The sequence below is a fragment of the Wolbachia endosymbiont (group B) of Episyrphus balteatus genome (genome assembly GCF_947250575.1).
Classification (GTDB): Bacteria; Pseudomonadota; Alphaproteobacteria; order Rickettsiales; family Anaplasmataceae; genus Wolbachia.
Genome location: NZ_OX366325.1, coordinates 1,102,562 through 1,115,278, shown reverse-complemented (window position 1 = coordinate 1,115,278; position 12,717 = coordinate 1,102,562). Strand labels below are relative to the sequence as shown.

8 protein-coding genes, 1 tRNA gene and 1 pseudogene are annotated in these 12,717 nt (G+C 34.5%); 6 read left to right on the top strand and 4 right to left on the bottom strand.

Translation table 11 applies throughout. The features are described 5' to 3' along the window. Positions 1–449: 449 nt before the first annotated feature. Positions 450–818, bottom strand: a complete 369-nt coding sequence (locus OOL05_RS05320; RefSeq protein WP_007302310.1) for a TrbC/VirB2 family protein — start codon at positions 816–818, stop codon at positions 450–452. A 128-nt stretch (positions 819–946) separates the two neighbouring features. Here OOL05_RS05320 and OOL05_RS05315 point away from each other — a divergent pair, with 128 nt between their 5' ends. The 4 genes from OOL05_RS05315 to OOL05_RS05300 all read left to right on the top strand — a co-directional run bounded on the left by OOL05_RS05315 (position 947) and on the right by OOL05_RS05300 (position 6,857). Further along, positions 947–1,762 carry a YihY/virulence factor BrkB family protein gene (locus tag OOL05_RS05315; protein ID WP_007302309.1) on the top strand — a complete coding sequence of 272 codons (816 nt, stop codon included), beginning with the start codon at positions 947–949 and terminating at the stop codon, positions 1,760–1,762. Then, positions 1,749–2,513 (top strand): SDR family oxidoreductase, encoded by a 765-nt coding sequence (locus OOL05_RS05310; RefSeq protein ID WP_007302308.1) that lies wholly within the window; start codon positions 1,749–1,751, stop codon positions 2,511–2,513. Before OOL05_RS05315 ends, OOL05_RS05310 begins: the two co-directional genes overlap by 14 nt. Positions 2,514–2,950: 437 nt before the next feature. Next, the gene (gene carB, locus OOL05_RS05305) at positions 2,951–6,238 is read left to right on the top strand and encodes a carbamoyl-phosphate synthase large subunit (RefSeq protein WP_264376013.1); all 3,288 of its coding nucleotides are present in this window, start codon (positions 2,951–2,953) and stop codon (positions 6,236–6,238) included. Positions 6,239–6,509: 271 nt separating this feature from the next. After that, positions 6,510–6,857, top strand: a complete 348-nt coding sequence (locus OOL05_RS05300) for a diacylglycerol kinase (RefSeq protein ID WP_064085518.1) — start codon at positions 6,510–6,512, stop codon at positions 6,855–6,857. A gap of 6 nt (positions 6,858–6,863) precedes the next feature. Here the strand turns inward: OOL05_RS05300 and OOL05_RS05295 are convergent. The 3 genes and pseudogenes from OOL05_RS05295 to OOL05_RS05285 all read right to left on the bottom strand — a co-directional run bounded on the left by OOL05_RS05295 (position 6,864) and on the right by OOL05_RS05285 (position 11,687). Continuing rightward, positions 6,864–7,818: pseudogene (locus OOL05_RS05295) on the bottom strand (RluA family pseudouridine synthase). Continuing rightward, complete coding sequence (locus OOL05_RS05290) at positions 7,818–9,617, bottom strand: coiled-coil domain-containing protein (protein ID WP_264730094.1); 1,800 nt, start codon at positions 9,615–9,617, stop codon at positions 7,818–7,820. Before OOL05_RS05290 ends, OOL05_RS05295 begins: the two are co-directional and overlap by 1 nt. 45 nt (positions 9,618–9,662) lie before the next feature. Further along, positions 9,663–11,687 carry a ComEC/Rec2 family competence protein gene (locus OOL05_RS05285; RefSeq protein ID WP_264376011.1) on the bottom strand — a complete coding sequence of 675 codons (2,025 nt, stop codon included), beginning with the start codon at positions 11,685–11,687 and terminating at the stop codon, positions 9,663–9,665. 96 nt (positions 11,688–11,783) lie between these two features. Between OOL05_RS05285 and OOL05_RS05280 the strand changes: the two genes are divergently transcribed. Then, a tRNA-Met gene (locus tag OOL05_RS05280) sits at positions 11,784–11,860 on the top strand. Positions 11,861–12,224: 364 nt separating this feature from the next. Beyond that, entirely contained in the window at positions 12,225–12,488 is a 264-nt protein-coding gene (locus tag OOL05_RS05275) for a hypothetical protein (protein ID WP_264375198.1), read from the top strand. Positions 12,489–12,717 lie beyond the last annotated feature (229 nt).

Below are 12,717 nucleotides of genomic sequence, written 5' to 3'. Positions count from 1 at the left end.
ATATTTATTGGCAAATTACATAAAAATTATAGCGGCTTTTTAAATTTTTTCTACATTAAGCCAAATCACGCTTGTTAGCACATTATCAATTTAAATTATTAAAACTCGTTACACGGGGACTTTTTTGCTTTTTTTTGCTTGGTAAATTTTTTAATATTTGTAGCTAAAGTAATTTTCGAGAGGTGTTATGTAAGTAGCTGACACACAGCTGTACGAGCATTCATTTTTGAAAGTAAATTGCGTAGCAAATGGTGTCATTCTAGCGCGTGACGCTGGAATCTAGACTTTAACTGATATGATTACAGAAAGAGAATTTATTAGGTAGTTATAGACAGTGAAAGTGGCCATTTTAGCCACTTTCAAGTGAAGGGAATCTCAACAAAGGTTTATGATATAATGTAAAAGTAGCGCCCCTCTTAAGCACTATTTTTACTATCTGTCTCAAATCATCAACTACATTGTCCTGATGCATTACGTCTTTTGTTTCCAGCACATTTTGCAACACATGTACCATTGATCATTTCCTGATTACTAGGGCAACTTATGCAAGCTTCTGCTACACCTGGTGCTATCACGCTCACAATTTTAGGTGCACCAAAAAACACAGCAGTAAATGCACCGAGTGCAAAAAGTGCTGGCCATGGCATTCTGCCAAATATTGCAAGCAAGGCTGCACCAATTATCACTACTGTAATCATCGGTCCACCTATGCTGTGAGTATAGTCTACTATCTTACATATTACTGCTGATGTTTCATCAGCGCTTGCATCAAACGCAAAAGAGAGAATTAAAGCTACAAGTAGAAGAAAATTTTTCATTATGCCTCCGTATTTAACGCTGGATTATCTATCATTTTGATTAAATTTAAGTAAACGGTGAGGATTTTTTACTTAAAAGTATGCTTTATTTCATTTAGAATACTTTTCTTAGTTTATTTATATTACAAGTGCTACAGAAATTTTATAGTATCGTTTATTGCCTTTATCGTGCTTTAATTGACACAATTTATAATGATGGAGTGGAGCATGCAGGGTATCTATCATTTTTAATCCTGTTATCAATATTTCCTTTTCTTATTGTTTTAATAGCCATGGCATCAACGTTCGCAAATTTCTTAGATCAATACAATGTCGGCTGGGCATTTATTATTGATAACATGCCACAGGATATTTTATCATCTTTGATGCCACGTATTAGGGAGATAATATCAGGCCCTCCGCAAAGCTTATTAACCTTGGCAATTGTAGGCGCTGTTTGGACTGCCTCATCGACAATTGAAGGATTTAGAACGATATTGAATAAGGCCTATAAAGTTCCGGTTTCATCGCCTTATATATGGAGAAGGGTGCTCAGTATATTACAATTTTTAGTAATTACGCTTGTTACAACTCTGACTATAGTATTTTTTACATTAGTGCCAATGTTAATTGATTTTTCTTACCAAGGGCTAAGTTATACTAGATATTTACTTATTGAGTTTGTGCTTTTTACTATAGTATCTTGGCTATATTTTACATTGCCAAACATAAAGCAAAACTTATCAGACGTATTTCCCGGATCTTGTGTGGCTGTTATTCTTTGGACGATCTCTGCTTCAGCTTTCAAGCAATATTTAAAAGCTTCCTTTGATCAACTGAATTTGATATATGGAAGTTTAGGTGGTGTGGTAGTATCGTTACTATTTTTTTATGTGCTAAGTTTGATTTTTATATATGGAGCAAAATTTAATTTTCAGCTAAAATATTTCAATGGATCTTGCTAAGGAGAAAGAAATGGGTAAGTTAGAAGGTAAAGTAGCTTTAATTACCGGGGCTTCAGGTGGAATAGGCTCTGCTGTTGCAAAAAGGTTTGTAAGAGAAGGTGCATGTGTGATTCTGATTTCAAGGTTTATCGATCACCTCAAGCCACTGTATAATGAAATTGAAGAGCTTAAAGAAGGCTATGTGAAACTAATTCAGCTTGATCTTTTAGACTTTGAAAACGTAGAAAAACTGGCAAATATGATAGAAAGCCCAAAATTATCAGAATCTGGCACACTTGATATACTGATTACATGCACTGAAATTTTATGTAAGTTGAGCCCTGTTCACGATTGTGAGCTTGAAGATCTACAGAAGGTAATGAATACAAATTTTACTGCCAGTTGGTACTTGCTAAAAAATTTGGGTCCGATACTAAAAAAGTCTAATGCTGGAAGAGCGATATTCATGACCTCAAAGATAACACTTTCTCCTTCCTCTTATCCATATTGGATGCCATATGCTGCAAGTAAAGTTGCACTAGAAGCAATGGTCAAGATATATGCATCTGAGACAAAACATACGAATTTGTGCATAAATGCCGTGTATTCGGAAGAGCCTATCGATAGTGAAATGTATAAGCAAGCATTTCCGGGAAAAGATATATCTGAATTGGTGCCACCTGATAAACTGACAGACAAATTTGTGGAACTTGCTTCTGAAGATTGTAGCATATCAGGACAAATCTTACCACTTAGCAAATCTCCCGAGTAAATTACCATAGTATCTGCAAAGATACCGTTAAGCCCACAACTGTATGAACATTGTGATTTGAGTCCACTAGGAAGGATGTCATCCCAGTGCCTCTATGGTGTCATTCCAGTGTTTGACACTGGAATCTAGTCTTTATTGTGCGGCCACTTATTTAAAGTTAAGTTTTCTGGATCCCAGACTGGGATGACACCTCTGGGCACTGCCGTCATAAAGGAACCAGTGTCAGCTACTTGAATGACATCATTTGCTGTGCAATTTACCTTCAAAAATGAATGTTTGTACAGCTGTGTGTCAAGCACTGGAATCTGCCACGCAAATTGCAATGTTCGTACAGTTATGCGTCAAGCCTAAAAGTAGTTAGCTAATAGGTTTAATAAAAATTCACATATACAGGAAAGATTGGTAACATTACTTGAATAGAGATCGTTATTGTAATTATGCCAAAACGCACAGATATAGAATCTATATTAGTAATAGGAGCAGGCCCAATAGTTATAGGTCAGGCATGCGAGTTTGATTATTCTGGAACGCAAAGCTGTAAAGTATTAAAAAGTGAAGGTTATAAAGTCATTTTGGTTAACTCCAACCCCGCAACTATAATGACAGATCCTGAATTCTCTGATGCAACTTATATTGAGCCGGTACTACCTGAAATCATAGAAAAAATTATAATTAAGGAGAGGCCAGACGCAATATTACCAACAATGGGAGGGCAAACAGCACTTAATTGTGCAATAAAACTTGCAGATGATGGAGTGTTAGACAAATACAACGTAGAATTAATAGGGGTAAATAGAGAAGCAATAAAAAAAGCGGAAGATAGAGAATTATTTCGCCAATCCATGGATAAAATAGGGCTAAAATACCCCAAAAGTATCATTATAAAAAATCAAGAACAAATAAAAAAGGCTTTGGATTACATTGGATTACCAGCAATCATCCGTTCATCATTCACTCTTGGTGGCGCAGGTAGTGGCATAGCATACAATAAAGAGGAGTTTTTCAATATCACAGAAAGTGCTCTAAAAATTTCACCAATAAATGAAGTTCAGATAGATGAATCAATTATCGGCTGGAAGGAATATGAAATGGAAGTTATCCGTGACTGCAAGGATAACTGTATAATAGTGTGTTCAATAGAAAATGTTGATCCAATGGGAGTGCACACCGGAGATAGTATCACAGTTGCTCCTGCTTTGACTCTGCGTGATGCTGAATATCAACAAATGAGAAATGCATCTATAGCAGTGCTGAGGGAAATTGATGTTAGTGCCGGTGGTGCAAATGTTCAGTTTGCAGTGAATCCTAAAGAAGATGGAAGCCTCGTTGTAATTGAAATGAATCCAAGGGTTTCTCGCTCTTCTGCACTTGCCTCAAAAGCAACAGGCTATCCTATTGCAAAAGTTGTCACTAAACTTGCTATTGGCTATTCGCTCGATGAAATACGTAACGACTGTGCTCCAATAATACCAGCAGCATTCGAACCAGTGATTGATTATATCGTCACTAAAATTCCTCGATTTGAGTTTGAGAAATTTAAGGGGACAAATTGTGAATTATCAACCTCCATGAAATCAGTGGGAGAAGTGATGTCAATCGGCCGTACTTTTAATGAGTCACTGCAGAAAGCTTTTCGCTCACTTGAAACAGGGCTCACGGGACTTGATGAAGTGTTTTCTGAAGACACAGATATTAAATCTCAGTTAGCAAAATTGCTGCCAAACAGATTACTGATTGCTGCTGACGCAATGCGCCACGGAATTAGCATAGAAGAAATAAATTCGATTACAGGTTATGATTTATGGTTTTTGCAAAATATACAGCAAATTATATTAGCTGAACAAAAAATCAAGGAAAACGGCCTTCCTGAAACTGCATATGAAATATTAGAGCTGAAAAAAATGGGCTTCTCAGATGCAAGGCTCGCAAAGTTAAGTAATAGACCTACCTCTGTCATCCCAGCTGGGATCCAAGAAAAAAATAGGTGGATTCCAGTGTCACGCACTGGAATGACATCAGAGCAAATTGAAGCAATGAGGAAAAAATTTGGTGTTAATCCAGTTTATAAACGTGTAGATACCTGTGCAGCTGAATTTGAATCGAGCACTGCTTATATGTATGGATGTTATGAGGGAGACATTACAAACAGGGCAGAATGCGAAGCGGACATTTCTGACCGAGAAAAGGTTGTCATTTTAGGAAGTGGTCCAAATCGCATTGGTCAAGGTATTGAGTTTGATTATGCATGCGTTCATGCAGTTTCTGCCACCAAAGAAATGGGATACGAAACAATAATGATTAACTGCAATCCCGAAACCGTTTCAACTGATTATGATACCGCTGATCGTTTATATTTTGCACCACTCATTGCAGAGGATGTGCTTGAAATACTAAGTAAAGAGCAAGAAAATGGCACACTAGTTGGTGTAATAGTTCAAATAGGTGGTCAAACGCCTTTAAAATTAGCCAAAGTGCTGAACGAAAGAGGTTTTAATATCTTGGGTACATCTTTTGATTCTATTGACCTTGCAGAAGATCGCATGAGATTTAAAAATCTTGCTTTGCAACTTAATTTAAAACAACCTGAAAATTCTATCTGTCATTCAGTGGAAGAAGCGTTAATCAACGCAGAAAAGGTGGGGTTTCCATTAGTAGTGAGGCCATCCTATGTCCTTGGTGGTCAGTCTATGTCAATTTTGCATGATATTGATAGCTTCAAAGAGTACGTCCTGAATCACACTAAAATCTTTGAGCATGGTTCGCTGCTTCTTGATAAATTTTTAGTCAATGCAGTTGAGGTTGACGTTGATGCTGTATGTGATGGGGAAAGAGTTTTCATTGCAGCGGTTATGGAGCATATTGAAGAAGCTGGTATCCACTCTGGCGATTCAACATGTTCAATACCGACAAATACATTGAGTGACGAAGTAATAAAAGAGATCGAGCTCCAAACTGAGAGAATAGCATTAGCATTAAAAGTGAAAGGTCTGATAAACATTCAGTTTGCTGTTCAAGAGAGTGATGTATACATACTTGAAGTGAATTTAAGGGCTAGCCGTACAGTTCCTTTTATTTCCAAGGTAATCAATATTCCTATTGCAAAGCTTGCCACTCAGGTTATTTTGGGTAAAAAATTGAATCAGGAAAACAAGCCTTTCAATCATTTTGCAGTTAAAGCTGCTGTTTTTCCATTTACGCGTTTTTCGGGAATTGACACTTTACTTGGTCCTGAAATGAAATCAACAGGAGAAGTGATGGGAATTGACTTATCTTTCGGAGCTGCACTTGCAAAAGTGCACATGGCTGCGGGATACAAGTTACCAACAGAAGGAACAGCTCTGGTTTCAGTAAAAGATGATGATAAAGAGTATATATTGCCTGTTGTACGAATGTTGAAAGAACTGAGTTTTGAAATATATGCCACCAAAGGCACAGCTTTGCATCTGAACAATAACGGCATTGCTGCAAAAGCTGTAAATAAAGTGAGAGAAGGCAGACCCCACATAGTTGATATGCTCAAAGATGGAAAAATAAATCTAGTAATCAATACTTCAAAAGGTGTGAAATCAGTCTCAGATAGCAAAGATATCAGGAGAACTGCTATTTTGCAAAATATAGCTTATAGCACCACAGCTTCTGGGAGTAAAGCGTTAGCGCTTGCAATTCAATATGTAAAGAATAGCAAATTGGAAGTGAAATCATTACAGCAGATACAAAATATTTAAATATCAAGACTATAATAAATTATTACTTATTTCAAAATGAGGATCGTGTAAGCTAAGGAGAGAGAAATTTAATTAAAGGATTTTTGTGTCAGTATCAATATATAACTGCCTTGAGCGTTTGTTGAAAGGCTTTGTACTAATTTTCTTGATTCAAACAATATGCTAGACTTTAACTTAAAAATCTTTGTAAGTGATCACGACTGAAAGGTGTTTTCATGCATTTTTTACCTGAGTGCAATAAGTGTAATTCATTGAGTTTCCAAAATTGATAATGAAGAAAAGCATTACTCGTCTAATAAAAGCAATTCAATACTCCTGTGAAGGAATAAAATCAGCTTTTGTATCAGAAGTTGCGTTCAGACAGGAGTTACTGCTTTTTATAATATGTGTTTCAACTTTGTTTGTTTTAGATGTAAGTAATTTAGAACGTGCAGTAATGGTAAGTAGCCTATTTTTGGTGTTAATTGTAGAAATTATTAACACTGCTTTTGAAACAATAATTGAGCGTATTTCCAGTGAACAACATATACTTTCAAAAAAAGTGAAAGATCTAGGTAGTGCAGCAGTTTTTCTCTCATTAATTAACTTCTTGATAACATGGATGATAATATTGATATGAATGTTGTTAAGATATATTTTCAAATTCACCGATTAAGACTTGCATGTCTTGTGGTAAATCAGAAACAAATTCTATATATTCTTTACTTTTTGGATGATATAAGCCTAGCGTGTGAGCATGTAGTGCCTGTCTATTGAAATTACGGATAAAGTCAGAGTTTTTAGCATGTTTTTCACTTTTACTACTTATTTTTTCCGTAAACTTGATCACCAACTACAGAATGTCCTATGTGGCTCATGTGTACTCGAATTTGGTGTGTTCTGCCTGTCTCTAAAGTACATTTAACCAGGCTTGCTTGCCCTATAATTTTCTTCACTGAATAATGAGTGATTGCTAATTTACCTGCTGTTTTTGTGACACACATCATTTCTTTATTACTGCGTTTTGGAGCAATATGGGTTTTTACTGTTCCTTGCAGATTAGGTAATGCTCCCCAAATTACTGCTAAGTATTCCCGTTTTATTTTACGATTTGATAGCAGTTCAGACAAGAAGCTGTGGGATTGTTCATTTTTTGCAATTACCATGAGTCCACTAGTATCTTTATCAAGCCTGTGAACAATTCCTGGTCTTGTATTTATATATGGAATTTTGCCAAGGTGAGCGATCACTGCATTCAGGAGTGTATTATTGTTTGTTCCAGCACCTGGGTGTACTGTTAATCTACTTTGTTTACTCAGAACTATAATGTCCCCATCTTCGTAGATGATATCAAGCTTTATATTATAGTTAGGTTCAATTGATGTGGATATGTCAGGTTGAACGAGATGTACTATATACTCTTCACCTGGTTTTACTATGTGGTCATTATTAATTATCGGCGTGCCAAGTAATGTTACCCGCTCATCTTGTATCAATCTTTGTGCTTTACTGCGTGATATGTTACACTTTTTAGCTATGTAAGTATCTAGCCTTAATTTTTTTTCGTCACTATTAACATTTAAGGTTATATCTATGGTCACTACCCTGCGCAAGCTACTTTGAATGCTGCATGAACATCTGGATTCACAAAATCAACTTTTGTACTAGGTTGAATTTGAAGGCCGTCTTGTTTTTTAATATGGCAAATTGTTTGAGAGCCATCTTTCCAGTAAATTATTATTTTATTATCAAAATCCCGTAGCGTTAACTCCCTCTTTTCTTCTTTTTCTTCTAGCTTAATAGACTCTAATAAATAATATAGAAAGTCACTTGCTTTACCGTTAACTTTTTTTCTCCATTCATCCATTTTTTCTTGTTCAGATAATTCTTTTTCCAATTTTGCATTTTCTTGCTCCAGCTCTTTCATCCTTTTTTTTGATTTTAATAATCTATGTTTTTCTATTGCTTTTTTCTCTTCATCTCGCTGTTTTTCAAGAGAAGTAGCAGTAATACTGCCTTCACTGCTATTAGGTTCATTTGATTGAGTCTGTTTATTCTTTAATTCTGCTAGCTCATCTTTTACTTTTTTTAGTTCTTCTTCTAATTCGTTCTTTATCTTTTCCGCTTCTTCTTTTTGTTTTTCCAATGTATCTATGAACTCACGATCATCGCTAATTGTTCTTTCTCCAGATTGAAAAAAGCCAACTAATCTGCTTGGTTCAAATCGCTCAACCTTATCTTCAGCGATTTTAATAGTATTCTCTAAACTAGAAAAAATGCTTTCAATTTTTAGTGAATTTGTTCTTTTTGCCAGCTCTTTAGCTTCGCTTAAAATGACCATCATTTCCTTACGCAACTTATCTAAATCTTTTTTGATGTCTCCTCTAATTCCTTGTAGATGAACAAGTGTTTCTTGAATTTCATCATTTGCAGGTTTTAGAAGTTTGCTATCAAGTAGATCTTTAGCTTCATCTAAGCGCTTATCAAATGAGTCAACAATTTTATCTGTAAAATTAGTCAAGTGCTTATCTAGTAATTTTATTAATCGAGATATTGGATCATTTTCTTCCTCATCTTTTGTCTTTTTTTCCATTACCGATACAAAACCACCTCTTCTGCATGGAAAGAGAATATCTAAATTATTAAATTTTTTAACAATATTATGATTATTGTTTATCTCATTGGTTTTTAGCTTGCTGAATGTTATACATATTCCAACGATAGCAATGATACTAGCCAGTACAACTGGAACCCATTCCAAAGCCTGAATATTGGCAAAGCTCAATCTATTTTGTATTAACGCACCAACTATAATTACAGCACTAATTACATATGGTATGGTAAGAAAAATGGCCTTATTTTTATTCTCTTGTATTTGATTATCTAATATTTTTTTCTGATTTTCAGAAATTGGCAAAACTATTGAAAAGTTTGCTTTTTTGGAATCTATAAGACTTAAATTTGGTTTTATCTCTATTTTCAGAGCATTTTCAGCGATTTCACTCATCTCGTTGTCTTTGCCACCTCTAATTTTATTATTTATTAATTCCTCTATCAACTTTTCTCCTTCTTTTATCTCCTGCTTATGCATATATCTCATAGCAGAAGAGGCTACAAAAGTTGTTAAAAGAATAATAGAAACCAAAGTGTAAATTGGCATGAATGTTGGGTTAAAAATATCTGTAATAAACCTTAGATCATTATGGGTTATTATTATTGCAGCTACATAAGCCAAAGAAAATTGAAGCCAAATATTTACAATCGCTATGGGTAGAGTGTTACTTACAGAATATTTCTTTGTTGCACGCCATAACCTAGGAAAAAAACCAATAGCATCATCTATTTTGGCAAAATTATGATCTACTTTAACATTGAAAGGATTTGTTGTATCTAAAGGCATAAATTTCCTTGCATCCTAATTAAGTAATTATATATAAATGATACTTTAAAAACAAGTTTTTGGCTTATGCCAAGGACGATTAGAACGGACTTTGCTAACCTTTATGCCACTATTTGCTAGCCAAACAGAGTGTGTGCCATATGCCTCTAAGTCAGAGTATTTGATGATTTTAGTATTGCAAGCTGGATAGTTAAACTTGCTTAACTGAATTACTAGATCGACATTGTTACAATTTTCTAAAATATCTTCTCTTTTATGAGCTAGCAACACTGACTTATTATTTCCTTTATTATATATACAGTCATAATCATTACATTTTAGCCTTTTGTTTGAATTACTGAATTTAGTATGATTCACAATTTGATTCTGCCCGTTTTGCTTTGCCCACGTTTTGACAACAAAATTTCTGTTTTTTCTAGTAAGGGAATATAGTAAATTGTCATCTTCTTTTACAGCAAGATTATCAGCACTGACTAGAATGTCAGGAGTTGTATACATAGCGCTAGAGAAAATACCTAGCACAATAAAGAAAATTCCAAAGAAACGCCAATTCCTTTCCCACAAGCATAACCATAATAGCCCAAGCGTTATTATAATAATTAATGAGGCAGGAAAAGTGCGAATAGGAATAACCAAATACTGAAGACTGGCAATTGCGTTTGTTATATATAAAACGCTGTCAATTGGGCGTTCCATGAGAGGCGTTATAATCCACTGAGTACCTAAAGGAATCAATAAAACATAGATTATTCCAAGTGGAATAATAATGAGTGTAACTATTGGTATAGCAATCAAATTTGTGATAATGCCACTGATTGAAAAATAGTTAAAATTGTATATTGTGTACGGAACAGTTGCTAAACTTGCTATTATTGAGCTGATCATTATCGACACAAAATATTTTATTATTTTTATTTTGAATAACTTATTAGCATTGATCTGATAGCTGGCAACTAGTGCCAAAACAGCAGAAAATGACATTTGAAAACCTGGCTTTAAGATTGCTTCTGGCTCCACTATGAGTATCACCGAAGCAGCAAACGCAATTGCTATTAATCCTCGATATTTCCTTTCTATGATTATTGCAACAAGTACCAAGATCACCATGATGTAGGCACGCTGAGCAGAAATTTGCATACCGGTAATCAACAAATAAAAGGTAGTTGGCAAGATAGTAAAGAATGCAGATATTTTTTTAGTGTTATATTTAAGAGTCAAAGTTTCAGATATTGCAAATAAATTACGGAATACTATAAAAAATAGACCAGCAACAAACGATAAATGTAAACCAGATATAGCGAATAAATGTGCTATACCTGAATCTCGTATCGCATTCATAGTTTTTTGATCTATCCCGTCTTTTTTGCCAATTAATAATGCAGAGATTATGTCCGCGTGTGGCTTTTTGGTATTTTGCTGTAGGTTTTCATAGATATATTGACGGAAAGATTCTATATACTCTTGAAATTTTCTTGCTTCAGCCTCTTTGTACAGGACTATTTTGCTTGTTGCAAAGCCTGTTGCACTTATTTTCTGATAATATGCTATTCTTGCAAAATCATATGCATATTCCGAAGGCGCAATTTTTGGAGGAAAGAGTTTTGCTGATAATTTTACTTGATCCCCTATTTTAATGCCTTCTTCCGCTTTGGTTTTAACTGATATTCTGATGTTATCCAGCTTGAACTTCGTGTTTTTTATTTCATAAAGCAAAAATTGTTTATATGAGCCCCTATCGTTAATATCCTTCACTGTAGCAACAATATCTTTCACATACCTTTCCTTATCAAGAATGTGAGTATTAACTGAATCTGTTCTGAATTTGCTGGCTGTAAATCCTATGAGCACTGCAATTAAAGAAATGCATAATATTGCGTATTTCCTGTATAATATTGCAATCAGAATTAGTATAGGTGAAAGCAAGAGAAAAATAGATATAGTGAAAGCACAGCTTGGTTCAAAATTTAATGAGAAATAGGTTAAAATTCCTGCACACTGAAAAACAGGGAACCACAATATCAAGTTATATTTTTCATTGCACAGATTGTTATGTATATAATTTACTATCATGTTAAGAAAGGTTAATAGATATATAAATATATGTAATAGTGTGATTTTATTCTTTTATTTATTATTATTACGCATATAATAATAAATAAGCAACGACGCGGGATGGAGCAGCTCGGTAGCTCGTCAGGCTCATAACCTGAAGGTCGTAGGTTCAAATCCTACTCCCGCAACCATCTTTCAATTGTACAAACATCGCGATTTCTCTTATTATAATAGCAATGGTATTTCTGACTCAAAGCTTGTTTCTGACCTGTAGGCTCAATCGCAACATTCAGTAAAAAACTTAAGGTATTTATTGGTGAATTACATTAAATTATAGTGGCTGCATGTCTTTTTTATTTTTTCTACATTTAGCCAAATCACGCTTGTTAGTACATTATCAATTTAAATTATTAAAACTCGCTATTCGGGACTTCTTTTGCCTTTTTTCTATTTGGTTGGATGATTTTATAAATTAATTAAAATATTCATAATATTGATTTCTTATCACAACAATGCTATTATTAAGCTAATATTACTTTTAGTGAGGTATGAGCAATGGTTGATGTGGCTTTTATTGGCGTAAATACGGTTATTGATAACGGATACAGAAGAAAAATAAAACTCGTTATGTCAGGGTTATTTTTAGCTGTATCAGCAGCAACTGCTATCTGGTTTATCTTTCCTGGATCGCAAAATGTACTTGCTCCATTCTTGCTTCCAGCTATATTCCTTCTCTTGACTCTGTCTATGGGATATTATACGTTTCTTTTTGGTTGTGAGAAAAAATCTGTAGTAGAAAATGTTCTAGGTATCTGCTGAGTCAGTTAAGAGAGTGAATTGCCAAGACGGAATCGGATTTTTGCTAGCAGAAACAAGAGATATTACAAAAAATAAGTTTTGTAAAGTACTTTTGTTTTGAGGATCGTAGCAAAGCGCACAAACTTGCTTTATATGTAAGAGAAATTGATAGCGTTGCATCCTCGATAAAAGACGAGGATCTTTTAAGTCACTTTGATCAATTTTTTACCATAACTGAAGTAAGCAATAA

What these genes read in the sequence shown, in the direction of transcription:
- OOL05_RS05320 (WP_007302310.1), bottom strand. Translation starts at nt 818, where the DNA reads ATGAAAAATTTTCTTCTACTTGTAGCTTTAATTCTCTCTTTTGCGTTT.
- OOL05_RS05300 (WP_064085518.1), top strand. Translation starts at nt 6,510, where the DNA reads ATGAAGAAAAGCATTACTCGTCTAATAAAAGCAATTCAATACTCCTGT.
- OOL05_RS05310 (WP_007302308.1), top strand. Translation starts at nt 1,749, where the DNA reads ATGGATCTTGCTAAGGAGAAAGAAATGGGTAAGTTAGAAGGTAAAGTA.
- OOL05_RS05290 (WP_264730094.1), bottom strand. Translation starts at nt 9,617, where the DNA reads ATGCCTTTAGATACAACAAATCCTTTCAATGTTAAAGTAGATCATAAT.
- carB (WP_264376013.1), top strand. Translation starts at nt 2,951, where the DNA reads ATGCCAAAACGCACAGATATAGAATCTATATTAGTAATAGGAGCAGGC.
- OOL05_RS05285 (WP_264376011.1), bottom strand. Translation starts at nt 11,687, where the DNA reads ATGATAGTAAATTATATACATAACAATCTGTGCAATGAAAAATATAAC.
- OOL05_RS05275 (WP_264375198.1), top strand. Translation starts at nt 12,225, where the DNA reads ATGGTTGATGTGGCTTTTATTGGCGTAAATACGGTTATTGATAACGGA.